29 protein-coding genes are annotated in these 25,493 nt (G+C 72.2%); 27 read left to right on the forward strand and 2 right to left on the reverse strand.

Translation table 11 applies throughout. The features are described 5' to 3' along the window. From rplO to glmM, 16 genes are all read left to right on the forward strand, one after another. Entirely contained in the window at positions 1 to 453 is a 453-nt protein-coding gene (gene rplO, locus OG823_RS20565; protein ID WP_371481044.1) for a 50S ribosomal protein L15, read from the forward strand. Positions 454 to 783: 330 nt separating this feature from the next. Beyond that, positions 784 to 2,097, forward strand: a complete 1,314-nt coding sequence (gene secY / locus OG823_RS20570) for a preprotein translocase subunit SecY (protein WP_371481045.1) — start codon at positions 784 to 786, stop codon at positions 2,095 to 2,097. Continuing rightward, the gene (locus OG823_RS20575) at positions 2,097 to 2,750 is read left to right on the forward strand and encodes an adenylate kinase (protein ID WP_371481046.1); all 654 of its coding nucleotides are present in this window, start codon (positions 2,097 to 2,099) and stop codon (positions 2,748 to 2,750) included. Before secY ends, OG823_RS20575 begins: the two co-directional genes overlap by 1 nt. A gap of 142 nt (positions 2,751 to 2,892) precedes the next feature. Beyond that, a complete protein-coding gene (gene map / locus OG823_RS20580; protein ID WP_371481047.1) occupies positions 2,893 to 3,732 on the forward strand; it encodes a type I methionyl aminopeptidase in 840 nt (279 codons plus the stop codon). Between the two features lie 135 nt (positions 3,733 to 3,867). Then, on the forward strand, positions 3,868 to 4,293 hold the full coding sequence (gene mscL, locus OG823_RS20585; RefSeq protein WP_371481048.1) for a large conductance mechanosensitive channel protein MscL: 426 nt from the start codon (positions 3,868 to 3,870) through the stop codon (positions 4,291 to 4,293). Positions 4,294 to 4,455: 162 nt separating this feature from the next. After that, complete coding sequence (gene infA, locus OG823_RS20590) at positions 4,456 to 4,677, forward strand: translation initiation factor IF-1 (protein WP_003956442.1); 222 nt, start codon at positions 4,456 to 4,458, stop codon at positions 4,675 to 4,677. A 55-nt stretch (positions 4,678 to 4,732) separates the two neighbouring features. Next, a complete protein-coding gene (gene rpmJ, locus OG823_RS20595; protein ID WP_003956441.1) occupies positions 4,733 to 4,846 on the forward strand; it encodes a 50S ribosomal protein L36 in 114 nt (37 codons plus the stop codon). 177 nt (positions 4,847 to 5,023) lie between these two features. Then, positions 5,024 to 5,404, forward strand: coding sequence for a 30S ribosomal protein S13 (gene rpsM / locus OG823_RS20600; RefSeq protein WP_073924290.1), 381 nt, complete (start codon positions 5,024 to 5,026; stop codon positions 5,402 to 5,404). A 73-nt stretch (positions 5,405 to 5,477) separates the two neighbouring features. Continuing rightward, positions 5,478 to 5,885 carry a 30S ribosomal protein S11 gene (gene rpsK, locus OG823_RS20605; RefSeq protein ID WP_030232513.1) on the forward strand — a complete coding sequence of 136 codons (408 nt, stop codon included), beginning with the start codon at positions 5,478 to 5,480 and terminating at the stop codon, positions 5,883 to 5,885. A 164-nt stretch (positions 5,886 to 6,049) separates the two neighbouring features. Next, a complete protein-coding gene (locus tag OG823_RS20610) occupies positions 6,050 to 7,072 on the forward strand; it encodes a DNA-directed RNA polymerase subunit alpha (protein WP_030232516.1) in 1,023 nt (340 codons plus the stop codon). 122 nt (positions 7,073 to 7,194) lie between these two features. Then, a complete protein-coding gene (rplQ, locus tag OG823_RS20615; RefSeq protein ID WP_371481049.1) occupies positions 7,195 to 7,668 on the forward strand; it encodes a 50S ribosomal protein L17 in 474 nt (157 codons plus the stop codon). 106 nt (positions 7,669 to 7,774) lie between these two features. Continuing rightward, positions 7,775 to 8,704 carry a tRNA pseudouridine(38-40) synthase TruA gene (gene truA, locus OG823_RS20620; RefSeq protein ID WP_371481050.1) on the forward strand — a complete coding sequence of 310 codons (930 nt, stop codon included), beginning with the start codon at positions 7,775 to 7,777 and terminating at the stop codon, positions 8,702 to 8,704. A gap of 74 nt (positions 8,705 to 8,778) precedes the next feature. Continuing rightward, positions 8,779 to 10,437 carry an ABC-F family ATP-binding cassette domain-containing protein gene (locus OG823_RS20625; RefSeq protein ID WP_371481051.1) on the forward strand — a complete coding sequence of 553 codons (1,659 nt, stop codon included), beginning with the start codon at positions 8,779 to 8,781 and terminating at the stop codon, positions 10,435 to 10,437. A gap of 260 nt (positions 10,438 to 10,697) precedes the next feature. Continuing rightward, positions 10,698 to 11,144, forward strand: a complete 447-nt coding sequence (gene rplM / locus OG823_RS20630; protein WP_073924285.1) for a 50S ribosomal protein L13 — start codon at positions 10,698 to 10,700, stop codon at positions 11,142 to 11,144. Between the two features lie 45 nt (positions 11,145 to 11,189). Beyond that, entirely contained in the window at positions 11,190 to 11,696 is a 507-nt protein-coding gene (gene rpsI / locus OG823_RS20635; protein WP_371481052.1) for a 30S ribosomal protein S9, read from the forward strand. A 164-nt stretch (positions 11,697 to 11,860) separates the two neighbouring features. Next, positions 11,861 to 13,228 (forward strand): phosphoglucosamine mutase, encoded by a 1,368-nt coding sequence (glmM, locus tag OG823_RS20640; RefSeq protein WP_371481053.1) that lies wholly within the window; start codon positions 11,861 to 11,863, stop codon positions 13,226 to 13,228. A gap of 69 nt (positions 13,229 to 13,297) precedes the next feature. Here the strand turns inward: glmM and coaA are convergent, their stop codons facing one another. Further along, a complete protein-coding gene (gene coaA, locus OG823_RS20645) occupies positions 13,298 to 14,296 on the reverse strand; it encodes a type I pantothenate kinase (protein WP_371481054.1) in 999 nt (332 codons plus the stop codon). 115 nt (positions 14,297 to 14,411) lie between these two features. On the opposite strand from coaA, the gene glmS reads away from it, so the two are divergent. From glmS to OG823_RS20680, 7 genes are all read left to right on the forward strand, one after another. Beyond that, a complete protein-coding gene (gene glmS / locus OG823_RS20650; RefSeq protein WP_371481055.1) occupies positions 14,412 to 16,268 on the forward strand; it encodes a glutamine--fructose-6-phosphate transaminase (isomerizing) in 1,857 nt (618 codons plus the stop codon). 211 nt (positions 16,269 to 16,479) lie between these two features. Continuing rightward, positions 16,480 to 16,848 carry a holo-ACP synthase gene (locus tag OG823_RS20655; RefSeq protein ID WP_371481056.1) on the forward strand — a complete coding sequence of 123 codons (369 nt, stop codon included), beginning with the start codon at positions 16,480 to 16,482 and terminating at the stop codon, positions 16,846 to 16,848. A gap of 18 nt (positions 16,849 to 16,866) precedes the next feature. Continuing rightward, positions 16,867 to 18,387, forward strand: coding sequence for an NAD(P)H-hydrate dehydratase (locus tag OG823_RS20660; protein WP_371481057.1), 1,521 nt, complete (start codon positions 16,867 to 16,869; stop codon positions 18,385 to 18,387). Between the two features lie 74 nt (positions 18,388 to 18,461). Continuing rightward, complete coding sequence (gene alr, locus OG823_RS20665) at positions 18,462 to 19,685, forward strand: alanine racemase (protein WP_371481058.1); 1,224 nt, start codon at positions 18,462 to 18,464, stop codon at positions 19,683 to 19,685. Beyond that, entirely contained in the window at positions 19,682 to 21,073 is a 1,392-nt protein-coding gene (locus tag OG823_RS20670; protein WP_371481059.1) for an alpha/beta fold hydrolase, read from the forward strand. The genes alr and OG823_RS20670 overlap by 4 nt, the downstream gene beginning before the upstream one ends. Before the next feature lie 116 nt (positions 21,074 to 21,189). Then, complete coding sequence (gene tsaE / locus OG823_RS20675; protein WP_371481060.1) at positions 21,190 to 21,747, forward strand: tRNA (adenosine(37)-N6)-threonylcarbamoyltransferase complex ATPase subunit type 1 TsaE; 558 nt, start codon at positions 21,190 to 21,192, stop codon at positions 21,745 to 21,747. A 115-nt stretch (positions 21,748 to 21,862) separates the two neighbouring features. Then, a complete protein-coding gene (locus OG823_RS20680) occupies positions 21,863 to 22,096 on the forward strand; it encodes a hypothetical protein (protein WP_371481061.1) in 234 nt (77 codons plus the stop codon). Between the two features lie 29 nt (positions 22,097 to 22,125). On the opposite strand, the gene OG823_RS20685 is transcribed toward OG823_RS20680, so the two are convergent. Next, positions 22,126 to 22,701, reverse strand: coding sequence for a hypothetical protein (locus tag OG823_RS20685; RefSeq protein WP_371484564.1), 576 nt, complete (start codon positions 22,699 to 22,701; stop codon positions 22,126 to 22,128). A 140-nt stretch (positions 22,702 to 22,841) separates the two neighbouring features. On the opposite strand from OG823_RS20685, the gene tsaB reads away from it, so the two are divergent. Genes tsaB through OG823_RS20705 form a run of 4 tightly spaced genes read left to right on the forward strand, consistent with a single transcriptional unit; the run spans position 22,842 to position 25,477 of the window. After that, positions 22,842 to 23,495: a tRNA (adenosine(37)-N6)-threonylcarbamoyltransferase complex dimerization subunit type 1 TsaB gene (gene tsaB, locus OG823_RS20690; protein WP_371481062.1), complete on the forward strand. Its 654-nt coding sequence runs from the start codon at positions 22,842 to 22,844 to the stop codon at positions 23,493 to 23,495. Positions 23,496 to 23,527: 32 nt separating this feature from the next. Continuing rightward, the gene (gene rimI, locus OG823_RS20695) at positions 23,528 to 24,076 is read left to right on the forward strand and encodes a ribosomal protein S18-alanine N-acetyltransferase (protein ID WP_371484565.1); all 549 of its coding nucleotides are present in this window, start codon (positions 23,528 to 23,530) and stop codon (positions 24,074 to 24,076) included. After that, on the forward strand, positions 24,069 to 25,175 hold the full coding sequence (gene tsaD / locus OG823_RS20700; protein ID WP_371481063.1) for a tRNA (adenosine(37)-N6)-threonylcarbamoyltransferase complex transferase subunit TsaD: 1,107 nt from the start codon (positions 24,069 to 24,071) through the stop codon (positions 25,173 to 25,175). Before rimI ends, tsaD begins: the two co-directional genes overlap by 8 nt. After that, positions 25,172 to 25,477 (forward strand): hypothetical protein, encoded by a 306-nt coding sequence (locus OG823_RS20705; RefSeq protein WP_371481064.1) that lies wholly within the window; start codon positions 25,172 to 25,174, stop codon positions 25,475 to 25,477. Before tsaD ends, OG823_RS20705 begins: the two co-directional genes overlap by 4 nt. Positions 25,478 to 25,493: the final 16 nt, after the last annotated feature.

The following is a 25,493-nucleotide window of genomic DNA, read 5'->3' on the forward strand; positions in this document are numbered from 1 at the left end:
ATGGCGGACTCTCCGCTGAAGGTCCACAACCTGCGTCCCGCCCCGGGTGCCAAGACCGCCAAGACCCGCGTGGGTCGTGGCGAGGCGTCCAAGGGTAAGACCGCTGGTCGTGGTACCAAGGGCACCAAGGCTCGCTACCAGGTTCCGACGCGCTTCGAGGGTGGGCAGATGCCCCTCCACATGCGTCTGCCGAAGCTCAAGGGCTTCAAGAACCCGTTCAAGATCACCTTCCAGGTGGTCAACCTCGACAAGCTGGCCGAGCTCTACCCGCAGGGTGGAGAGGTCACGGTCGAGGACCTGGTCGCCAAGGGCGCCGTTCGCAAGAACTCGCTCGTCAAGGTGCTCGGCACCGGCGACATCTCGGTCGCGCTGCAGGTTTCGGTTGACGCCGTCTCCGGCTCCGCCGCCGAGAAGATCACCGCCGCCGGCGGCACCGTCACCGAGCTCATCTGAGCTCGCTGACTCCCGGGCCCCGTACTTCCCGCAAGGGAGGTACGGGGCCCGCTGCATTTCCCGGCCGCCCCGTCCGGCTGTCCGCGGAACGGATTCCCGCCCGGAAACGCCAAGTCTTTTGTATGGCAAAACCGGGCATCCCGTACCCCATGCGTGGGGGAGGGGCGGCACGCGCTTCTGTCGGGTGGCCGTGCACTGTTAGAGTCCGTGGAGTTCCCTTGTAGGCTCGCGCAGCTCTGTCTGCGCCCGTCCGTCGGGAGCGGAACCGCAAACTCCCCCCATCAGGACCGACCCTCCCGCCGACGACGTGCGGGAGGCGCAGGAGGCACCGTGCTCAGTGCGTTCGCGCGGGCGTTCAAGACGCCCGACCTGCGCAAGAAGCTGCTGTTCACGCTGGGCATCATGGTGCTGTTCCGGCTGGGTGCGCACATCCCCATCCCAGGGGTCAGTTTCACGGCAGTGAACCAGTGTTTGTCCGGACCGGCGAAGACGAGCGGCCTGTTCGGCCTCGTCAACCTGTTCAGCGGTAACGCTCTGCTCCAGCTGACGATCTTCGCCCTCGGCATCATGCCGTACATCACGGCCAGCATCATCCTCCAGCTCCTCACCGTCGTGATCCCGCGACTCGAGGCGTTGAAGAAGGAGGGGCAGGCCGGCACCGCGAGGATCACCCAGTACACCCGCTACCTGACCATCGCGCTGGCCGTGCTCCAGGGCACCGGCATCGTGGCGACGGCCTCCAGCGGCGCGCTGTTCTCCGGTTGCGCCCAGGCCAACCAGATCGTGCCGGACACCTCGGTGTTCCGGATCGCGGTGATGGTCATCACGATGACCGCCGGCACCTCGGTGATCATGTGGCTGGGTGAGCTGATCACCGACCGCGGTATCGGCAACGGCATGTCCATCCTGATCTTCACCTCCATCGCGGCCGGCTTCCCGGGCTCGATGTGGGCGATCAAGAAGTCGGGCACCATCGGCGGCGGCTGGGTGGAGTTCCTCTCCGTCATCGCGGTCGGCGTGATCGTTGTGATGCTGGTCATCTTCGTGGAGCAGGCACAGCGCCGGATTCCGGTTCAGTACGCCAAGCGGATGATCGGGCGCCGCGCCTTCGGCGGCACCTCGACCTACATCCCGCTCAAGGTCAACCAGGCCGGTGTCATCCCGGTCATCTTCGCCTCGTCGCTGCTGTACATCCCGGCTCTGCTGGTCCAGCTGACCAACAGCCAGGCCGGCTGGGCGACGTGGATCAGGACGAACTTCGTCAAGGGTGACCACCCGATCTACATGGCCACCTACTTCCTCCTGATCGTGTTCTTCGCCTTCTTCTATGTGGCTATCTCCTTCAACCCCGAAGAAGTTGCCGACAATATGAAGAAGTATGGTGGGTTCATCCCGGGGATCCGGGCCGGCCGACCGACGGCCGAGTACCTGAACTACGTGCTCACCCGCATCACGTGGCCGGGTTCGCTCTACCTGGGCCTGATCGCGTTGATCCCGATGATCGCCCTGGTCGCCTTCGGACAGCAGACCAACTTCCCGTTCGGCGGCACCAGCGTGCTCATCGTCGTCGGTGTCGGACTCGAAACTGTTAAGCAGATCGAGAGCCAGCTCCAGCAGCGCAATTACGAAGGGTTCCTCCGCTGATGCGAATCGTCCTCGTCGGACCTCCAGGGGCCGGGAAGGGTACTCAGGCGCACCTGCTCGCCAAGACCCTCTCCATTCCCCACATCTCCACCGGCGACCTGTTCCGTGCCAACATCGGCCAGCGCACCCAGTTGGGGCTCGAGGCCAAGGGCTACATGGACGCGGGTCACCTGGTACCGGATGAGGTCACCATCGGTATGGCCAAGGACCGCATGGCCCAGTCGGACGCCGCAGGCGGCTTCCTGCTCGACGGCTTCCCGCGGAACCTTGTCCAGGCCAAGGCACTCGACGAGATCCTCGCCGAGTGGGGCATCGCCCTCGACGGCGTGCTCGACCTGGAGGTCCCCGAGGACGAGGTCGTCAAGCGCATCGCCGGTCGCCGGCTGTGCCGCAACGACGGCGGCCACGTGTTCCACGTGGACTACAACCCGCCCGCGGTGGCGGATGTCTGTGACGAGTGCGGCGGGGAGCTGTACCAGCGCTCCGACGACACCGAGGACAAGGTGCGGACCCGCCTGGAGGTCTACCACACCGAGACCGAGCCGATCATCGACTACTACGCCCAGCAGGGCCTGGTCGCGACGATCCCGGCGCTCGGCAAGGTGGACGAGGTCACCCAGCGCGCGATCGAGGCGCTGAAGAAGAACGGCTGAGCCCCCGAGGCCCGGCTTCATCACGTGCATACGGCCGCGGCGCCCCGAGTGGGGCGTCGCGGCCGTACGGCGTCGTACGGTGGTATGCGTGCAGGGCCGCCCGGCAAGGACCGGGCGGCGACCAATGGGAAGGCGTGGCCAGATGGTGGAGATCAAGACCCCCGAGCAGATCGCGAAGATGCGGGTGGCCGGGCTGGTCGTGGCCGAGGCGCTCAAGGCGGCCCGTGCGGCGGTCGCCCCGGGTGTGAGTACCCAGGACCTGAACGACATCGCGGCCAAGGTGATCGCCGACCACGGTGCCACCTCCAACTTCCGCGCCGACCACGGCGGCCTGTGGTTCCCGGGCGTGATCTGCGCCTCGGTGAACAACGAGGTCGTGCACGGCATCCCGGGCGAGCGGGTGCTGGTCGAGGGTGACGTGATCTCCATCGACTGCGGCGCGATCGTGGACGGCTGGCACGGCGACGCGGCGATCACCGTCGCGGTGGGTGAGGTCCGGCCCGAGGTGGAGATGCTCAGCCGGGTCACCGAGGGCTCGATGTGGGCGGGGATCGCCCAGATGAAGAAGAGCAACCGGCTGGCCGACGTCTCGAAGGCGATCGAGGGCTACATCCGTCGTCAGCCGCTGCCCCCCAAGGGCAAGTGGGGCATCACCGAGGGCTACGGCGGCCACGGCATCGGCACCGCGATGCACATGGAGCCGCACGTGCTGAACTACGTCGAGCGCGGCCGGGGCAAGGGCCCCAAGCTCGTCCCCGGCACCGTGCTGGCGATCGAGCCGATGGTCTCGCTGGGCACCCCGCACACCACCGTGCTGGAGGACGACTGGACGGTCGTCACCACCGACGGCACCTGGGCCTCGCACTGGGAGCACTCGGTGGCCGTCACCGAGCAGGGCCCGCTGGTGCTGACCGCCTTCGACGGCGGCAAGGCCGAACTGGCCAAGCTGGGGATCACCGCCGCGCCGGATCCGCTGGGCTGACCTGCACCGTTGCGCACCTGGCGCCGACGAAGAGCCCGCAGGCCCCGCCTCCGGGCTCTTCGTCCTTTTCGCCACGCGTCGAACGTTCGCTATGCTGCCTCGCTGACCAGCACAAAACCACATAAGGGGACTGCGGTGCTCAAGGGCTTCCGGGATTTCATGATGCGCGGCAACGTCATCGACATGGCGGTCGGTGTCGTCATCGGTGCGGCCTTCACCGGGGTGGTGACCGGCTTCGTGTCGGCCTTCCTCACGCCGCTGGTCGGTGTGGTGGTCGGCGCGGCCGGCGACTTCAGCACCTACAAGTTCGGTGTGGCCGGGGTGACCTTCCCCTACGGGCAGTTCCTCAACGTGCTGATCGCCTTCGTGATGACCGCCGCGGTGCTGTACTTCTGCGTCGTGCTGCCCGTGACCAAGGCCACCGCCCGGTACATGCCGAAGCAGCCGAAGGCCCCCAAGCGCCCCTGCCCCGAGTGCCTGACCGAGATCCCCCAGGCCGCCCGGCGGTGCGCTGCCTGCACCGCGCACGTCGAGCCGGTCGTCATCGGCGCGCAGCGCTGACCCCGGTTTTGGCCGTACCCCCGCCACTGGCGTACGATGGACCGTCGGCTCACTCGTAGCGTGCTTTAGCACGCCCTCTTCCCCCAGGGGTCGGGGTGAACCCAGGTTCGCACGAGCGTGCCGCATACGGTAGCCGGTCCCGGAAGGTGGATCTCGCAGTTCATGGCAAAGAAGCAAGGCGCCATTGAGATCGAGGGCACCGTGATCGAGTCTCTCCCGAACGCCATGTTCAAGGTTGAGCTGCAGAACGGTCACAAGGTCCTCGCGCACATCAGCGGAAAGATGCGGATGCACTACATCCGCATTCTCCCGGACGACCGGGTCGTGGTGGAGCTCAGCCCCTACGACCTGACGCGCGGCCGGATCGTCTACCGCTACAAGTAGCAACCTCGCGCCAGCGAGGGACAAACGTCAGATCTAGACCCGGAGAACCTGAACCATGAAGGTCAAGCCGAGCGTCAAGAAGATCTGCGACAAGTGCAAGGTGATCCGCCGTCACGGCCGGGTCATGGTGATCTGCGACAACCTGCGCCACAAGCAGCGCCAGGGCTGATCCACCCGCATTTCTCGTAGTACTTCGCGCGACGCGAAAAAACGTCATAGCGCGGGCTGCCCGATCCGTCCCCCCGCGGGACGGACTGCCACCCCCGGTCAGAGGCCGGGGCTCCCGAACCGAGAGGTTGCGGAGTAGGCAGCCCGTCAGACCTCTGAAGAACCACAGGAGCCATGAATGGCACGCCTTGCCGGCGTTGATCTCCCCCGCGAGAAGCGGATCGAGATCGCCCTCACGTACGTCTACGGCATCGGCCGTACCCGCGCCCAGCAGTCGCTGGCCGAGACGGGCGTGAACCCCGACATCCGGGTCCGCGACATTTCCGAGGAAGACCTCGTCAAGCTCGCGCAGTGGATCGACGCCAACTACACGGTCGAGGGTGACCTCCGCCGCTCGGTGGCCGCCGACATCCGCCGCAAGGTCGAGATCGGCTGCTACGAGGGTCTGCGTCACCGCCGTGGCCTTCCGGTCCGCGGTCAGCGCACCCACACCAACGCGCGTACCCGCAAGGGCCCGCGTCGCGCGATTGCCGGCAAGAAGAAGCCGGGCAAGAAGTAGTCCGCCCGTCAACCGGACATCCCTCCGGCCCGCGGGTTAGCGGACCGACCACCTCAGTAGGAGAAACAGACTTATGCCCCCCAAGGGTCGTCAGGCTGCCGGCGCGAAGAAGATCCGCCGCAAGGAGAAGAAGAACGTCGCCCACGGGCACGCTCACATCAAGAGCACGTTCAACAACACCATCGTTTCGATCACGGACCCCGCGGGCAACGTGATCTCCTGGGCCTCTGCCGGCCACGTCGGCTTCAAGGGCTCGCGCAAGTCCACCCCGTTCGCCGCGCAGATGGCCGCCGAGGCCGCTGCCCGTCGCGCGCAGGAGCACGGCATGCGCAAGGTCGACGTCTTCGTGAAGGGTCCGGGCTCCGGCCGCGAGACCGCGATCCGCTCGCTCCAGGCCACCGGCCTGGAGGTGGGTTCGATCCAGGACGTCACCCCCACCCCGCACAACGGCTGCCGCCCGCCGAAGCGCCGCCGCGTCTGACGCGCGCTTCCCTCCCCCTCGCCTCCGGGCACCGGGGGAGACGCCCACGGGCACGCAGGCTGCTTCACACCGCGTACGGGGTCCCGTTCTCCACGGGACCCCGTACGCTGGTTCTGTTCGGCATCAAATAGTGGGTGCCGAAGACAACTGGAGGATCTGAACACATGCTGATCGCTCAGCGCCCCTCGCTGACCGAAGAGGTCGTCGACGAGTTCCGCTCGCGGTTCGTTATCGAGCCGCTCGAGCCGGGCTTCGGCTACACCCTCGGCAACTCGCTCCGCCGCACGCTCCTCTCCTCGATCCCCGGTGCCGCTGTCACCAGCATCCGGGTCGACGGTGTCCTGCACGAGTTCACCACCGTGCCGGGCGTCAAGGAGGACGTGACCGACCTCATCCTCAACATCAAGCAGCTGGTCGTCTCCTCGGAGCACGACGAGCCGGTCGTGATGTACCTGCGCAAGCAGGGTCCGGGTGTGGTCACCGCCGCCGACATCGCGCCCCCGGCCGGTGTCGAGGTGCACAACCCCGAGCTGGTCCTCGCCACGCTCAACGGCAAGGGCAAGCTGGAGATGGAGCTGACCGTCGAGCGCGGTCGCGGCTACGTCTCCGCCGTCCAGAACAAGGCTTCCGGCCAGGAGATCGGCCGGATCCCGGTCGACTCGATCTACAGCCCCGTGCTGAAGGTCACCTACAAGGTCGAGGCCACCCGTGTCGAGCAGCGGACCGACTTCGACAAGCTCATCGTCGACGTCGAGACCAAGCCCGCCATGCGCCCCCGTGACGCCATGGCCTCGGCCGGCAAGACCCTGGTGGAGCTGTTCGGTCTCGCCCGCGAGCTGAACATCGACGCCGAGGGCATCGACATGGGCCCGTCCCCGACGGACGCCGCCCTGGCCGCCGACCTGGCGCTGCCGATCGAGGAGCTCGAGCTCACCGTTCGGTCGTACAACTGCCTCAAGCGCGAGGGCATCCACACCGTGGGTGAGCTCGTCGCCCGCTCCGAGGCCGACCTGCTCGACATCCGCAACTTCGGTGCGAAGTCGATCGACGAGGTCAAGGCGAAGCTGGCCGGCATGGGCCTGGCCCTCAAGGACAGCCCGCCCGGATTCGACCCGACCGCCGCCGCCGACGCCTTCGGCGCCGACGACCTGGACGACGCGGGTTACGCGGAGACCGAGCAGTACTGATTTTGGCCGGGGGCGGCCTCCGGGCCGCCCCTGTTCGATGCAAGAAAGCCGTCCGGGCAACAGTGCCCGGACGCCCGTTCCGGTACCTGACACGGCCGGATTCGGAGATTTGAGGAGCTACCATGCCCCGTCCCACGAAGGGCGCCCGCCTCGGCGGCGGCCCGCACCACGAGCCGCTGCTGCTCGCCGGCCTGTGCCGTGAGCTGTTCCAGTACGGCCGCATCACCACGACCGAGGCCAAGGCCCGTCGGATGCGCCCGCTGGCCGAGCGTCTGATCACCAAGGCGAAGGTCGGCGACATCCACAACCGCCGCATCGTCCGCAAGACCATCACCGACGTCTCGGTGCTGCACACTCTCTTCACCGAGATCGCGCCGCGCTACGAGAACCGCCCCGGTGGCTACACCCGCATCACCAAGATCGGTCCCCGTCGTGGCGACAACGCCCCGATGGCCGTGATCGAGCTGGTCGAGGCCCTGACCGTCGCGCAGACCGCCGTCGGCGAGGCCGAGGGTGCCACCAAGCGCGCCGTCAAGGAGGCCGACCAGGCCGCCGAGACCAAGGCCGACGAGACCCCCGAGGTCGAGACCGCCTGAACACCCTGATGAGGTGTTGGACGGGCCCGTTCTCCCAGTTCTGCTGGGGGAGCGGGCCCGTTTCCTCTGTCCCGACCTGAGCAGCAGCCCGACTGGAGTAGCAGCAGTGCTCAAGGAATGTGCCGAGACCGCGGGCCCCCGGCCGGACGGCCCCGCCGAGGGGTCGGTCCGGATCCGGCTCGACCTCGCGTACCACGGCGCCGAGTTCTCCGGCTGGGCCCGCCAGCCGGGCCGTCGCACCGTCCAGGAGGAGATCGAGAACGCCCTGAAGGTCGTCACCCGCAGCGAGGAGACGTACGCCCTCACGGTGGCCGGGCGCACCGACGCCGGGGTGCACGCTCGCGGCCAGGTCGCGCACGTCGACCTGCCGGTGGAGCTGTGGGCCGCGCACCGCGGGAAACTGCTGCGCCGGCTGGCCGGCCGGCTGGCCGGCGACATCCGGATCTACGGCCTGAGCGAGGCGCCGAGCGGGTTCGACGCCCGGTTCGCGGCGATCTGGCGCCGGTACGCCTACCGGGTCGCGGACCACCCGGGCGGGGTCGACCCGCTGCTGCGCGGGCACGTGCTCTGGCACGACCGGCCGCTGGACGTCGAGAAGATGAACGAGGCCGCCGAGCTGCTGCTCGGCGAGCACGACTTCGCGGCGTACTGCAAGAAGCGCGAGGGCGCGACCACCATCCGCACCCTGCTCGACCTGTACTGGGAGCGGGTGCCGGCCGACAGCCACACCGCCGGCGTGGCGGGCTCGCTCGCGGTCGCCACCGTGCGTGCCGACGCCTTCTGCCACAACATGGTGCGCGCCCTGGTCGGCGCCATGCTGCTGGTCGGCGACGGGCGCAAGCCGGTGGGGTTCCCCGGCCAGGTGCTGGCGGGCGGGGTGCGCCACTCCGCCGTCAACGTCATCCGGCCGTACGGGCTGACGCTGGAGGAGGTCGGCTACCCGGCCGACGACCGGCTGGCCGAGCGGGGCCGGGCCGCCCGCCGGATGCGGACCCTGCCGGGGCAGCCGGTGCCCGCCGGGCAGGCCGAGGAGTAGCCCCGGGGGCCGTCCGCGGAGAGTCCGGCTAATCCGTTTGGGCCTGGGGCCGTTCTCTTGGCAAAATCCGCCATATGGGACACGTCGAGATTTCGCACCTGGAGTACTACCTGCCGGACGGGCGGGTGCTGTTCGACGACGCGTCGTTCCGGGTGGGGGAGGGCTCCGCGGTCGCCCTGGTGGGCGCCAACGGGGCCGGCAAGACCACACTGCTGCGCATGATCGCGGGCGACATCCAGCCGCACGGCGGCAGCGTGACGATCAGCGGCGGGCTCGGCGTGATGCGCCAGTTCGTCGGCACCACCGGCCGGGAGGACCAGCGCGACACGCCCGGCGCGCTGCCCGCCGACGCCTCCGTACGGGACCTCCTGGTCTCGGTGGCGCCGCCCCGGATCGCCAAGGCGGCCAAGGCGGTGGACGCCGCCGAGCTGGCGATGATGGCGCAGGACGACGAGAAGACCCAGATGGCGTACGCGCAGGCGCTCTCCGACTGGGCGGACGTCGAGGGCTACGACTACGAGACCGACTGGGACGTCTGCACCATGGCGGCCCTCGGGATGCCCTTCGACCGCGCCCAGTTCCGTGGCCTGAACACGCTCTCCGGCGGTGAGCAGAAGCGGCTCGTCCTGGAGGCCCTGCTGCGCGGCCCGGAGGAGGTGCTGCTGCTGGACGAGCCGGACAACTACCTGGACGTCCCCGGCAAGCGCTGGCTGGAGGAGGCGATCAGGTCGACCTCCAAGACGGTGCTGTACATCTCGCACGACCGCGAACTGCTCTCCCGGACCGCCGAGAAGATCATCTCGGTCGAGTCCGGAGCCGGTGGCAGCAGCGTCTGGGTGCACGGCGGCGGCTTCGACTCCTTCCACGAGGCCCGCAAGGCCCGCTTCGCGCGTTTCGAGGAGCTCGGCCGGCGCTGGGACGAGGAGCACGCCAAGCTCAAGAAGCTCGTCGTGACGCTGCGCCAGGCGGCCTCGGTCAGCCACGCGCTCGCCACCCGCTACGCCGCCGCGCAGACCCGGCTGAAGAAGTTCGAGGACGCGGGCCGGCCGGAGGAGCCCCCGCGCGAGCAGTCCATCAGCATGCGGCTCAAGGGCGGCCGCACCGGCGTGCGGGCGTTCACGCTGGAGCAGCTGGAGCTCACCGGTCTGATGAAGCCCTTCGACCTGGAGGTCTACTACGGCGAGCGGGTCGCCGTGCTGGGCTCCAACGGCTCGGGCAAGTCGCACTTCCTGCGGATGCTCGCGGGCGACGACAGCGTCGCGCACACCGGCAGCTGGAAGCTCGGCGCGCGGGTCGTCCCCGGGCACTTCCGGCAGACCCACGCGCATCCCGAGCTGTTCGGGCGCACCGTGCGCTCGATCATCGAGGAGGAGCACGCGCTCAGCCGCAGCGCCGCGATGGGCGCGCTGCGCCGCTACGAGCTGGACCGCCAGGAGGAGCAGCGCTTCGAGTCGCTCTCCGGCGGCCAGCAGGCCCGTCTGATGATCCTCAAGCTCGAACTCGACGGCGTCACCGCGCTGCTCCTGGACGAGCCGACCGACAACCTGGACCTGGAGAGCGCCGAGGCGCTCCAAGAGGGCCTGGAGGCCTTCGACGGGACGGTTCTCTGCGTCACGCACGACCGCTGGTTCGCCCGGACCTTCGACCGTTTCGTGGTCTTCGGCTCCGACGGGCGGGTCTACGAGGCACCCGAGCCGGTCTGGGACGAGACCCGCGTGGTCCGCGACCGCTGAAAGCGCTGATGGGAGGGCCCGCCCGCCGCCGGAGCACCCGGTGGCGGGCGGGCGTTTTTGACCCTCGCGGATGTGGCCGGTAGGCTGGTCGCTTGTTGTGCGTATTGGCTCGCTCCATCTCACGTGAGAGGTCGGTACGCCGGAGATACCCGGCCGATGATCAGCGGCTCCCCTTGAATTGCGTCCAAGGCGAGCCAGGCTGTCTTTTCGTCCAGGTGCTCCTGTCAGGACTCACTCACTGAAAAGCGAAGGCTACGACCGTGCGTACGTACAGCCCCAAGCCCGGCGACGTCCAGCGTCAGTGGCACGTCATCGACGCGACCGACGTCGTGCTCGGCCGCCTGGCCTCCCAGGCCGCGAACCTCCTCCGGGGCAAGCACAAGGCGATCTACGCGCCGCACGTTGACACTGGTGACTTCGTCATCATCATCAACGCGGACAAGGTGCACCTCTCGGGTAACAAGAAGACCCAGAAGCTGGCCTACCGCCACAGCGGGTTCCCGGGCGGTCTCCGCTCGGTCCGCTACGACGACCTCCTGGACAAGAACCCGGAGAAGGCCGTCGAGAAGGCCATCAAGGGCATGATCCCGAAGAACACCCTGGGCCGCCAGATGCTCTCCAAGCTGAAGGTCTACTCGGGCGACCAGCACCCGCACGCTGCGCAGCAGCCGGTGCCGTTCGAGATCACCCAGGTCGCACAGCAGTAAGTCCGGCCACCAAAACCCCATCACTAGCAGGAGCTGAGGAACACCGTGGCCGAGACCACTGAAACCCTTGAGGTCGACTTCAACGACGAGACCGTCGTCGAGGGCGAGTACACCTCCGAGGAGAGCTACACCTCCGAGTCGCTGGCCGGCCGCTTCGGCGAGGCCACCCCGGGCGCCGGCCTCGGCCGTCGCAAGGAGGCGATCGCCCGCGTGCGCATCGTTCCCGGCACCGGCGTCTGGAAGATCAACGGTCGCACCCTGGAGAACTACTTCCCCAACAAGGTGCACCAGCAGACCGTCAACGAGCCCTTCAAGCTGCTCGAGCTCGACGGCCGCTACGACGTCGTCGCCCGCATCTCGGGTGGCGGCACCTCCGGTCAGGCCTACGCGCTGCGCCTCGGTGTGGCCCGCGCCCTGAACGAGGCCGACGTGGACAACAACCGCGCCGCCCTGAAGAAGGCCGGCTTCCTGATGCGTGACGCGCGTGCCGTCGAGCGCAAGAAGGCCGGTCTCAAGAAGGCCCGCAAGGCGCCGCAGTACAGCAAGCGCTAGTCGCGCCCCGGGGGAGCGCAGCGCCTTGGTGGTGCGCGCCCCCGGAAGCGCTCATACGCCCCGGAGTACCTCGTGTACTCCGGGGCGTCGTGCTCCCCGGCCGCTGTGCGGCGGCCGGGGAATCGACCGGATTACTGCCAGCAGCGGCGATGGAGGACAGGACAGTGGGACGACTCTTCGGTACGGACGGCGTACGCGGTGTGGCCAACGAGGGCCTCACCGCGGAACTGGCGCTCGGCCTCTCCGTGGCCGCCGCGCACGTGCTCGGTGACGCGGGCGCCTTCGACGGCCACCGTCCGGTCGCCGTGGTCGGCCGTGACCCCCGGGCGTCCGGCGAGTTCCTGGAGGCCGCGGTGATCGCGGGCCTGGCCGGCGCGGGCGTGGACGTCCTGCGGGTCGGGGTGCTCCCCACCCCCGCCGTGGCCTACCTGACCGGCGCGCTCGGCGCCGACCTCGGCGTGATGCTGTCCGCCAGCCACAACGCGATGCCCGACAACGGCATCAAGTTCCTCGCCCGCGGCGGCCACAAGCTGGACGACCGCATCGAGGACGCCATCGAGGCGCACTACCAGCGCTACCGGGAGGGCGCGGGGGAGAGCTGGAAGCGGCCCACCGGCGCCGCCGTCGGCCGGGTCCGCGAGTACACCGAGGGCTTCGACAAGTACGTCGCGCACCTGATCGGCGTCCTGCCCAACCGCCTGGACGGTGTGAAGGTCGTCATCGACGGCGCGCACGGCGCGGCCGCCCGGGTCGCCCCGGAGGCGTTCGCGCGGGCCGGCGCCGAGGTCGTGCACACCCTGGGGGCGGAGCCCACCGGCCTCAACATCAACGACGGCGTGGGCTCCACCCACCTCGACAAGCTCCGGGCCGCGATGACCGAGCACCGCGCCGACCTCGGCATCGCGCTCGACGGCGACGCAGACCGCTGCCTGGCCGCCGACGCCGACGGCAACGAGGTGGACGGCGACCAGATCATCGCCGTCCTCGCTGTCGCGATGCGCGAGGCCGGCACGCTGCGCGGCAACACCGCGGTCGCCACCGTGATGTCCAACCTGGGCTTCAAGCTGGCGATGGAGCGCGAGGGCATCAACCTCGTCCAGACCGCGGTCGGCGACCGCTACGTCCTGGAGGAGATGAAGCAGCACGGTTTCGCGCTCGGCGGCGAGCAGTCCGGCCACGTCATCCTGCTGGACCACGCGACCACCGGCGACGGCACGCTGACCGGCCTGATGCTCGGCGCCCGGCTGGCCGCCAGCAAGAAGTCGCTGGCCGAGCTCGCGAGCGTGATGACCCGGCTGCCGCAGCTGCTGATCAACGTCAAGGACGTCGACCGGACCAGGGTGGGCACCTGCCCGGAGCTGACCGAGGCGGTCGCCGAGGCGGAGGCCGAACTCGGCGCGACCGGCCGGGTGCTGCTGCGTCCCTCCGGTACGGAGCCGCTGGTCCGGGTGATGGTGGAGGCCGCCGACCAGGTGCAGGCGAAGGCCGTCGCCGAGCGGCTGGCCGAGGTCGTGCGCAAGTACCTGGGCTGAGGCGCCGTCAGCGCGTACGCCGTCGGCGGCCCGTGACCCCCTTCGGGGTCGCGGGCCGCCGACATGTGGTCAGAGCTTGCGCAGCAGGGCGCGGCGGACCTTGTGGTCGGCTCCCTTCTGGAGGATCAGGGTGGCCCGCCCCCGGGTGGGGAGGACGTTCTCCAGCAGGTTGGGCTTGTTGATGGTGCGCCAGACCTGGCGGCCGTAGTCCAGCGCCTCGTCCTCCGGCACCTCGGTGAAGCGGCGGAAGTAGGAGCTCGGGTCCTGGAAGGCGGTGTCCCGCAGCTTCTTGAAGCGGGAGAGGTACCAGTTCTCGATGTCGTCGGTGCGGGCGTCGACGTAGATCGAGAAGTCGAAGTAGTCGGCCACGGCCAGCCGGGTGCGGCCGTCGGTGCCCGGCAGGGCCGGCTGGAGGACGTTCAGGCCCTCCACGATCAGGATGTCCGGCCGTTCCACGGTGAGCCGGCGGTCCGGCACGATGTCGTAGAACAGGTGCGAGTAGACCGGGGCGGAGACCTGGTCCTTGCCGGCCTTCACGTCCGCGACGAAACGCATCAGCGCCCGGCGGTCGTACGACTCGGGGAAGCCCTTGCGGGCCATCAGGCCGCGTCGGCGCAGCTCGGCGTTGGGCAGCAGGAAGCCGTCGGTGGTGACCAGTTCGACCCGGGGGTGCTCGGGCCAGCGGGCCAGCAGCGCCTGGAGCAGTCGCGCGGTGGTCGACTTGCCGACCGCGACCGAACCGGCGACCCCGATGACGAAGGGCGTGCGGGTGCGTTCGGTGTCGCCGGTGTCCAGGAAGCTGCCCACCGCCCCGCGCAGTTCGTGGGTGGCGTGGATGTAGAGGTTCAGCAGCCGGGACAGCGGCAGGTAGACGTCCCGGACCTCGTCCAGGTCGAGGGCGGTACCGAGCCCGCGGAGCCGTTCCACCTCTTCGGCGGTCAGTGGGAGCGGAGTGCGCTCGCGCAGGGCGCTCCACTCGGCCCGGCTCAGGTCCACGTACGGCGAGGGTGAGGGTCCGCCGGAGGCGGCGGCGCCCGGCGTACAGAGTTCGGTCAGCACATGCTCCATTGTGGGCCGTGCGGGCCGTCGGGGCTGCTGTGGTGTCGGTCACGCGACGTGTGTCCCGGAGTGACCGGCTCTGAGCCGCCGAGCGGTGGACCGACGGGCCCTTATGCTGGCACGCATGTGCGGAATTGTTGGATATGTGGGCGCTCAGCCCGCTCTTGACGTAGTAATCGCAGGCCTGCAACGGCTGGAGTACCGGGGGTACGACTCCGCCGGTGTGGCCGTGCAGACCCTGGGCTCCGACGGGCAGTGGAGCCTCGCCACCGACAAGCGGGCCGGCAAGCTCGCCAACCTTGAGAAGTCGCTCGCCGAGGCCCCTCTCCCCGGCGGCACCACCGGAATCGGGCACACCCGCTGGGCCACCCACGGCGGCCCGACGGACGCCAACGCCCACCCCCATCTGGACGACACCGCGAAGGTCGCGGTCGTCCACAACGGCATCATCGAGAACTTCGCCCAGCTGCGGGCGGAGCTCGCCGAGCGCGGCCACACGCTGCGCTCGGAGACCGACACCGAGGTCGTCGCCCACCTGCTGGGCGAGGCGTTCGACGGCGACCTGGCCGAGGCCATGCGGGCGGTCTGCGGCCGTCTGGACGGCGCGTTCACCCTGGTCGCGGTGCACGCGGACGCGCCGGACGTGGTGGTCGGCGCCCGCCGCAACTCGCCGCTGGTGGTCGGGCGCGGCGAGGGCGAGAACTTCCTCGCCTCCGACGTCGCCGCGTTCATCGCGCACACCCGCGAGGCGGTCGAGCTGGGTCAGGACCAGGTCGTCGAGCTGCGCCGGGACGGCGTGACCATCACCAACTTCGACGGCACCCCGGCCGAGGTGCGCGAGTACCACGTGGACTGGGACGCCTCGGCCGCCGAGAAGGGGGGTTACGACTACTTCATGCTCAAGGAGATCGCCGAGCAGCCGAAGGCCGTCGCCGACACCCTGCTCGGCCGGATCGGCACCGACGGCCGGCTCACCCTCGACGAGCTGCGGATCGCCGACGCGGACCTGCGCGCCGTCGACAAGGTCGTCATCGTCGCCTGCGGGACCGCCTTCCACGCCGGCATGATCGCGAAGTACGCGATCGAGCACTGGACCCGGATCGCCTGCGAGGTCGAGGTCGCCTCCGAGTTCCGCTACCGGGACCCGATCCTGGACGAGCGGACGCTGGTCATCGCCATCTCGCAGTCCGGCGAGACCATGGACACCCTGATGGCCCTGCGGCACGCCCGGGAGCAGGGCGCCAAGGTGCTGGCGATCTGCAACACCAACGGCTCGACCATCCCGCGCGAGTCGGACGCGGTGCTCTACACGCACGCCGGCCCCGAGGTCGCGGTCGCCTCGACCAAGGCGTTCCTGACCCAGCTGGTCGCCTGCTACCTGGTCGCGCTCTACCTCGGCCAGGTGCGCGGCACCAAGTGGGGCGACGAGATCTTCGCCGTGATCAAGGAGCTCGGCCAGGCGCCGAAGGCCATCGAGCAGGTCCTGGAGACGATGGAGCCGGTCCGTGAGCTGGCCCGCTCGCTCGCGGACGCCAAGTCGGTGCTCTTCCTCGGCCGGCACGTGGGCTTCCCGGTCGCACTGGAGGGCGCGCTCAAGCTCAAGGAGCTGGCGTACATGCACGCCGAGGGCTTCGCGGCGGGCGAGCTCAAGCACGGCCCGATCGCGCTGATCGAGGAGGGGCTGCCGGTCGTGGTGGTCGTTCCCTCGCCGCGCGGGCGGTCGATCCTGCACGACAAGATCGTCTCCAACATCCAGGAGATCCGGGCCCGCGGCGCGCGGACCATCGTGATCGCCGAGGAGGGCGACGAGGCGGTCGTGCCGTACGCCGACCACCTGATCCGCATCCCGGTCACGCCGGTGCTGCTCCAGCCGCTGGTGTCGACGGTGCCGCTGCAGGTCTTCGCCTGCGAGCTGGCCACCGCCAAGGGCCACGAGGTGGACCAGCCGCGCAACCTGGCGAAGTCCGTCACGGTCGAATAGGCCGGGCGGGCGCCCCTGCGGTGGCCGCGTTCCACCGCAGGGGCGCCGCGGCCGGCGCGCGGGAGACCGGCGCGGGCAGGCCGAGCGGCTCGCCGAACAGCACCCGGCGGGCGTACCGGCCGGTGGCGAAGGGGGTTCGCAGCGGCTCTCACCCCGAAGGCGTGCCGTAAGGTCCCCGGCAGCGAGGGACTGCGGCGGAGGAGTGTGGGGCGTGATCATCGGGGTCGGGATCGACGTGGCCGGGATCGACCGGTTCGGGGAGGCCCTGCAGCGCACGCCGGGGATGGCCGAGCGCCTGTTCACCGAGGCCGAGCTGGTGCTGCCGTCCGGATCGCGGCGGGGGACGGCCTCCTTGGCGGCGCGGTTCGCCGCCAAGGAGGCGCTGGCCAAGGCGCTCGGCGCGCCCGGCGGGCTGAACTGGCACGACGCCGAGGTGCACACCGAGGCGTCCGGCCGGCCGGTGCTGCGGGTCACCGGGACGATCGCGGCGCGCGCCGCCGAACTGGGCGTAGCCTCGTGGCACGTGTCGCTCAGCCACGACGCGGGCGTAGCGTCGGCGGTAGTCATCGCCGAGGGCTGAGCCACTGGAGGCCGGGGAATGCGTCACGCACACACCGTCGAGCGGATCCGGGCGGCCGAGGCCGAGCTGATGGCCCGGCTGCCGGAGGGCACGTTGATGGGGCGGGCGGCCGCCGGTCTCGCCGCGACCTGCGCCAGGCTGCTGGCGGACCACCGGGGGAGGGTCTACGGCAGCCGGGTGACGGTGCTCGCCGGCAGCGGGGACAACGGCGGTGACGCCCTGCACGCGGGCGCGCTGCTGGCCCGGCGCGGCGCCGCCGTCACCGCCGTCCTGCTGGCGCCCGACCGGGCGCACGCCGACGGCCTGGCCGCCCTGCGGTCGGCCGGCGGTCGGGTGCTGACGGAGCCGGCGGCCGGCCTGGCCGCCTTCACGGCCGCGGACCTCGCGCTGGACGGGATCGTCGGTATCGGCGGCCGGGGCGGCCTGCGGGCCGGGGCGCAGCCGTACGCCACCGCCCCGCGCCCCGCCCTGGTGGTCGCGGTCGACGTGCCGAGCGGCGTCGACGCCGACACCGGCGAGGTGCCGGGGGCGGCGCTGCGGGCCGACGTGACGGTGGTGTTCGGCAGCCACAAGCCCGGTCTGCTGGTCGATCCCGGCGCCTCCCACGCCGGTGCGGTTCAGCTCGTGCCGATCGGCCTCGACCTGCCGCCGGCGGCTCTGACGGCGCTGCAGCACACGGACGTGGCCGCGCTGCTGCCCCGACCCGGCACGGAGAGCGACAAGTACCGGCGCGGTGTGGTCGGGGTGGCGGCGGGCTCCGCGAAGTACCCGGGGGCGGCGGTTCTGGCGGTCTCCGGCGCGCTGCGCGGCGGTGCGGGCGCGGTGCGGTACGTGGGCACGGCGGCGGAGGAGGTGGTCCGGCGCTTCCCCGAGGTGCTGGTCACCGAGGGCGGGCCGGCCGGCGCCGGCCGGGTCCAGGCCTGGGTGGTCGGACCGGGCGGCGGTGACGGCGCCGAGCAGGCGCTGCGGGAGGCGCTGGCGGCCGACGTGCCCGTCCTGGTCGACGCGGACGGCCTGACCGAGCTGGCCCGGCTCGGCCCCGCCGTGCTCGCCGCGCGCACCGCACCGACCCTGCTGACCCCGCACACCGGCGAGGCGGCCCGGCTGCTCGCGGGCGTGGACGGCGGCCCGCCCCCGGACGCCGGGCAGCTCGCGGCGGCCCGGCTGCGCACCGCCCGCCGGCTCGCGGCCGGCTACCGGGCGACCGTCCTGCTCAAGGGCTCCAGCACGGTCGTCGCCGAGCCCACCGGCCAGGCCCGGGTCAACCCGACCGGCACCTCCTGGCTGGCCACGGCCGGCAGCGGGGACGTCCTGGCCGGCCTGGCGGGCTCGCTGCTGGCAGCCGGCCTCACCCCGCTGGACGCCGCCTCGGCCGCCGCCTACCTGCACGGTCTGGCCGGACGCCGGGCGGCCGGTACCGGCGCGGACGGTGGGGGCGCGCCGGTGGCGGCGAGCGATCTGGCCCGGGAGCTGCCGGCGGTCTGGCGCGACGTCCGCGCGGCCGCGCCCGCCGGCCGGGCGGGCCGCCGGGACGGGTGAGCGCGCCGCGCCCGGGACACGGCCTGACCGGGCCGTCCGGCGGGCACCCGGACCGGTCTGGGAGACTGACCCCGATGACAACTGCGAACACGACCGGGGCGGCCACCACCGCCGATGCCCCCGGCCGACACCACCGGGCCGAGGCGACCATCGATCTGGCCGCCCTGCGCGCGAACGTGGCCGCCCTGCGCGAGCGCACCGGCGGTCCCGCCGTGATGGCCGTGGTCAAGGCGGACGCCTACGGCCACGGCGCGCTGCCGTGCGCCCTGGCGGCCCTGGAGGCCGGGGCCACCTGGCTGGGCACCGCCACCCCGGAGGAGGCGCTGGCCCTGCGCGCGGCCGGCATCGGGCCGGACCGGGCCCGCATCCTGTGCTGGCTCTGGACCCCGGGCGCTCCCTGGGAGCAGGCGCTGCGCGCCGGCGTCGACATCTCGGTCAGCGGCCGATGGGCGCTCGACGAGCTGCTGGCGGCCGTCCGGGCCTGCGGCGTGCCGGCCCGGGTGCACCTGAAGGCCGACACCGGCCTCGGCCGCAACGGCTGCCAGCCGCACGACTGGCCCGACCTGGTCGCCGCCGTCCTGCGGGCCGAGGCCGAGGGCCTGCTGACGGCCGCGGGCGTCTGGTCGCACTTCGCCGCCGCCGACGAGCCGGGCCACCCGTCCATCCAGGCCCAGCTGGACGGCTTCGCGGCCGCGCTCGCGTACGCGGAGGGCGCCGGGCTGCGCCCCGAGGTCCGGCACCTGGCCAACTCGCCGGCCACCCTGCTGCTCCCGCAGGCGCACTACGACCTGGTCCGCCCGGGCCTGGCGACCTACGGGCTCTCGCCCGTCCCGGAGGTCGGCGGACCGGCCGACTTCGGGCTGCGCCCGGTGATGTCGCTGACCGCCCGGCTGGCCCTGGTCAAGGAGGTGCCCGGCGGTCACGGCGTCAGTTACGGCCACCACTACACGACGCCGGGTGCCACCACGCTGGGCCTGGTCCCGCTGGGCTACGCGGACGGCATCCCCCGGCACGCCAGCAACACCGGGCCGGTGCAGATCGCCGGCAAGTGGCGCACGGTCGCCGGCCGGGTCGCGATGGACCAGTTCGTGGTGGACCTCGGCGGTGACACCCCCCGGGTCGGCGAGGACGTGCTGCTCTTCGGCACCGGCGAGCAGGGTGAGCCCACGGCCGAGGACTGGGCCCGGGCCTGCGGCACGGTGTCGTACGAGATCGTCACCCGGATCGGCGGCCGGGTGCCGCGCCGGTACGTCGGCGCCGTCCCCGGCGCGCCGTCCGCCGGTGGTGCCACGGCATGAGCGAGCAGGACGGCGGCAACCCGATCGCGGCGGTGGCCCGCGCCGCCGGCAGCGCCTCGGCCGGGGTGAGCCGGGCCGGGCTGATCGGCATCTCGGTCGGTGTGGTCGCGGCGGGCGCCGCCGCCGGTGTGGCGGTCGAGCGCCTCACCGTCGGGCGGGCGATGCGCCGCCGGGCCCGGGAGGCGCTGGACGCCACCGCCCCGTACGGGTCGCTGCGCGGGCGTCCGCGGACCGTCGGCGCGCCGGACGGCACCGAGCTGTACGTCGAGCTGGACGGCACCGGCTGGCCGGGCCCCGTCCAGCCGCAACCCGAGGAGCCGGGCCGGGGCGCCAGGCGCGCCTGGTTCGCCCGGCGGCGCACCGACGGGGGTGCGGTCGACCGCACCGGACTGCCCGGGGTGCTGGCCGGCTCCGGCGCACTGCTCCGGGCGGGCGGCCGCAGGAGCCCGGGCGGGCCGCCGCCCGCCGTGGCCGCGCCGCTCACCGTGGTGTTCTGCCACGGCTACTGCCTCAACCAGGACAGCTGGCACTTCCAGCGCGCCGCGCTGCGCGAGGGCATGCGGCTGGTCTTCTGGGACCAGCGCAGCCACGGGCGCTCCGAACGCTCCCGCACCTTCCTGGCGGGCGAGGCCGCGAGCATCGACCAGCTGGGTGGGGATCTCATGGCGGTCCTGGACGCCGTGGCGCCCGAGGGCCCGATCGTACTGGTCGGTCACTCGATGGGCGGCATGACGGTGATGGCGCTCGCCGCCCAGTACCCCGAGCTGTTCGGCGCGGGGGCGTCCCCCACCGGGGGCGGCGGGAGGGTCGCCGGGGTCGCGCTGATCGGCACGCTGGCCAGCGACTGGGACAGCGTCACACTCGGCCTGCCGGCCGTCGGGGCCAAGCTGTTCCGCCGGGTCGCCCCGGGGATGATGAAACTGCTCGGCCGCCAGGTCGAGCTGGTCGAGGCCACCCGGCGGTTCGGCGCGGACTTCGCGGCCGTCTTCTACCGGAGGTTCTCCTTCGGCGGCAAGGACGTCGACCCCGGTGTGGTGCGCTTCGCCGAACAGCTGCTGGACGCCACCCCGATCGACGTGGTCGCCGAGTTCTACCCGGCCTTCGGGACGCACGACAAGCTCGACGCGCTCGCCGCCCTCCACGGCATCCCGGCCCTGGTCCTGGCCGGTACCAGGGATCTGCTCACCCCGCCCGGGCACAGCGAGGCGATCGCCCGCGCGCTGCCCGGCGCCGAACTCGTCCTGGTGGAGAACGCCGGCCACCTGGTGATGCTGGAGCGCCCGGAGCTGGTCGACCGGCACCTGGCCGGGCTGCTCCGGCGGGCCGTCGAGTACGCCGGCGCGCAGCCGCTGCCGCAGGCCGTCCAGGAGCTCGCCGAACCGCAGTGACCGCTCCGCGGCCGGGCGCGGGCGGCCCCGGCACGCCGCCGCCCGCCGGTGTGGCACCGTAGCGGTGGCGGCGGCCGGACGGCGGCTCCGCACGGATCGAAGGGCACGACACAGGCATGGGCGCGCAAGCCACACTCACCGTCGCCACTCCCGAGCGGATGGGCCGGCTCGGCCGGGACCTGGCCGCGCTGCTGCGCCCGGGTGACCTGGTGCTGCTCTCCGGCGAACTGGGCGCGGGCAAGACCACGCTGACCCGGGGCCTGGGCGCGGGGCTCGGGGTACGCGGCGCGGTCACCTCGCCGACCTTCGTGATCGCCCGGGTGCACCCCTCCCTGGTGGGCGGACCGGCACTGGTGCACGTCGACGCCTACCGGCTGGGCGGCGGCCTCGACGAGATGGAGGATCTCGACCTGGACGTCTCGCTGCCGGAGTCGGTGGTGGTGGTCGAGTGGGGTGAGGGCAAGGTCGAGCAGCTCTCCGAGAACCGGCTCGAAGTACGGATCGAGCGCGCGCTCGGCGGCGCCCCGCAGGACGGGGTGGCGGACGGCCGGGCGGCGGACGGTACCGCCTCGCCGGACCGGGCGGACGACGACGAGGACCCGCGCCTGGTCCGGCTCACGGGGCTCGGGGCGCGCTGGGCCGGGGTGGAGCTGGCAGCGCTGGCCGGGGGCTGAGGCTCCGGACCGCCGGGGCGGTTTTCCGACAGGCTGTCGGCAAGGTGTTGCGGGCAGGGCGCCGGGCATGGTGGGATGGGCGTTGCGGTTAGGTATGCCTAACTAGGGAGGCGCCATGTCGAGCACCACCCCCGCCCCGGAGCGCGCGCCGCGCGACCGGGCCGGCGAAGTCGCCCGGTCCGCTCCCGGAGCCGTACCGCCGGCCGATCCCGCCGACGCGCCGGGGCCCGGCGCCGGGGTCGCGATGCGTACGCTGCTGGCGGCCTGCGCCGCCGCGGAGGCCGTGTCCACCCCGCCCGCGTACCGGCGCCAGGGCGCCAGGCCGCCCGTGCACCGGACGGCCGCCTGAGCCGGGACGCCCGGCGGACGGGCCGCGGGTCAGGCGACGACCACGACCTTCGTCCCGGTGGGTGCGAAGTCCCAGAGCAGCTGGCCGTTCTGCCGGCTCTGCCGGATGCCGCCGGTCTTGGCGGCCGGATCGGCCGTCGGGGTGGCGCCGTCCACGGCCGCGCTGAAGCCGAACACGATGCCGTTCTGCTGGGTGAACAGCACCACGTGCTCGATCTGCTTGCCGTCGCTGCCCGTGGTGGCGGCCTTGCGGCTGTAGACCGAGTACACGCCCACCGGCGGCTCCACCGCGCCCGGCGTGACCGTGAACGCCCCCTGCACCTGCGGGGTCTTCTTCGGGTCGACCAGCCACACGTGGTGGGAGCCCAGCGAGTACACCACCCGCAGGCCGGCTCCCGAGGCGGCCGGCACCGGGGGCACGGTCGGGGTGGCCGAGGCGCTGGGCGCGGCGGCCGGGGCCGAGGAGGACGGCCCGGCGGAGGTGGCGCTCGCGGCGGGCTTCGGGCCGCCCGCGCGGTCCTGCGCACCGCTGGCCTGGAACGCCAGCAGGCCCACCACCGCCAGGGCCCCCAGGGTCAGCCCGGTGACCACCACTCCAGGACCCATCTTCGCCACGTGTGCTCCCGCTGCCGTCAGAACCGTCGGCCCCAATCGTGCCAGGTCCGCCGGGCGGGGCCGCACCGATCCGGACGTGTGTTCCGAACCGGAACGGAAATACGGTCCCGGCGACCAACTAACCTTGACCCGTGCTGCTGCTCGCGTTCGACACCGCCACCCCCGCCGTCACCGCCGCCGTCCACGACGGCCGGGCCGTCCTGGCCGAGGCCTTCCAGGTCGATGCCAGACGCCACGGCGAACTGCTGCTCCCCGCCGTCGACCGGGTGCTGCGGGAGGCCGGCGTCGACAAGCACCGGCTGACCGGCATCGCGGTCGGCGTCGGCCCCGGTCCCTACACCGGCCTGCGGGTCGGGCTGGTGACCGCCGCCGCCCTCGGCGACGCCCTCGGCATCCCGGTGCACGGCGTCTGCACCCTGGACGCGATCGCCCACCAGGCCCGCGCCGAGGGCCTCACCGGTCCGTTCACGGTGGCCACCGACGCGCGCCGCAAGGAGGTCTACTGGGCCTCCTACGACGAGGCCGGCGCCCGGACCGAGGGCCCCGCGGTCGACCGCCCCGCCGAACTCGACGGGGCCGCGCGATCGGTCGGCGCCGGCGCGCTGCTCCACCCCGACGCCTTCCCCGGGGCCGGCGGGCCCGAGCACGTCTCGGCCGGCGCGCTGGCCGCCTTCGCCGCCGCCGAACTGGCCGCCGGGCGCGAGCTGCTGCCCTGCGTCCCGCTGTACCTGCGCCGCCCGGACGCCCAGGTCCCGGCCGGGTACAAGGCGGTGCTCCCGGCGTGACTCCCGGCCCGAACGCCACCACGCTGCGTCCGATGCGCTGGTGGGACATCGCCCCGGTGATGGAGCTGGAGCTGCGGCTGTTCCCCGAGGACGCCTGGTCCAGTGCCATGTACTGGTCCGAGCTGGCCGAGGCCCGTCCCGGCGGCACCCGGCACTACACCGTCGCCACCACCCCCGACGGAGCCCTCGCCGGCTACGCGGGCCTGATGGTGGTGGCCGGCGAGGGCGACGTCCAGACCATCGCCGTCGACCAGCGGCGACAGGGCGGCGGCCTGGGCGCGGCGCTGCTCGACGACCTGGTCCGGGAGGCCGGCCGGCGCGGCTGCGCCGAACTCCTGCTGGAGGTCCGGGTCGACAACCCGCGCGCCCAGCGCCTCTACGAGCGGTTCGGCTTCGAGCCGGTCGGCATCAGGCGCGGTTACTACCAGCCCGCCGACGTGGACGCGCTGGTGATGCGCCTCGACCGCCCGGGGGCCGCGGCCCCGGCGGCCCACGCCCCGACGAACGACGCCCCGGCGGCCCACGCCCCGATGAACGACGCCCCGACGAACGACGTGCATAAGGACCCCCGCCATGGCTGACGAACCGCTCGTCCTCGGTATCGAGACCTCCTGCGACGAGACCGGCGTCGGCATCGTGCGCGGTACCACGCTGCTCGCCGACGCGGTCGCCTCCAGCGTCAACGACCACGCCCGCTTCGGCGGCGTCGTCCCCGAGATCGCCAGCCGCGCGCACCTGGAGGCGATGATCCCGACCATCCGCCGGGCGCTGGACACCGCCGGGGTCAAGCCCTCCGACCTGGACGGCATCGCCGTCACCGCCGGCCCCGGTCTGGCCGGCGCGCTGCTGGTCGGCGTCTCCGCGGCGAAGGCCTACGCCTGGGCGCTCGACAAGCCGCTGTACGGGGTCAACCACCTCGCCTCGCACATCTGCGTGGACCAGCTGGAGCACGGCCCGCTGCCGTCGCCCACGATGGCCCTGCTGGTCTCCGGCGGGCACTCCTCGCTGCTCCTCAGCGAGGACATCACCAGCGACGTCCGCCCGCTCGGCGCGACCATCGACGACGCGGCCGGCGAGGCCTTCGACAAGGTCGCCCGGGTGCTCGGCCTGGGCTTCCCCGGCGGCCCGGCGATCGACCGCCGCGCCCGCGAGGGGGATCCGCGGGCCATCGCCTTCCCGCGCGGCCTGACCGGCCCCAGGGACCCGGAGTACGACTTCTCGTTCTCCGGTCTGAAGACGGCCGTCGCCCGCTGGGTCGAGGCGAAGCGCCGGGCCGGGGAGGACGTCCCGGTCGCCGACGTCGCGGCCTCCTTCCAGGAGGCGGTCACCGACGTGCTCACCCGCAAGGCCGTCAAGGCCTGCAAGGACAGCGGCGTCGACCACCTGATGATCGGCGGCGGCGTGGCCGCCAACTCGCGGCTGCGCGAGATGGCCCAGCAGCGCTGCGACAAGGCGGGGATCCGGCTGCGCGTACCGCGACCGGGGCTGTGCACCGACAACGGGGCGATGGTCGCGGCGCTGGGCGCCGAGATGGTTCGCCGCGGCCGCCCGGCCTCCGCCACCGACCTGTCCGCGGATTCCTCGCTGCCCGTCACCGAGGTGCACGTCCCGGCCGCGGACGGCGCCGGCCACGGTGACGTGCACGGCCACGCCTACCGGGCGCTGGGCGGGGGGCGGTGACCACCACCGCCGCCATGTGGGAGGCCCGGGCGGCCGACGGACGGGGCGCGGAGCTGTCCGCCTGGGTGCGCGCCGAAGCGCTGCCCGCGCTGCGTGGCGCTGCGGGCCCGATCCGGGCCGAGGTGTTCGCGGCGCCGGGCGACCGGGTCCTGTTGATCACCTGGTGGACGGGCGAGCCGCGGCCGGTGGCCGACCCGCCCGCCGGGCTGCTCGCCCGGCCCGTCCACCGCTGGGCCTTCACCAGCGAGCACGTCGAGGCCCCGGGGACGTCGAGGTCTCAGACCCCTCCTGAGCCCTTCTGAGCCCTCCTGAGCCCTC

This window comes from Kitasatospora sp. NBC_00315, assembly GCF_041435095.1.
Taxonomy (GTDB): Bacteria; Actinomycetota; Actinomycetes; order Streptomycetales; family Streptomycetaceae; genus Kitasatospora.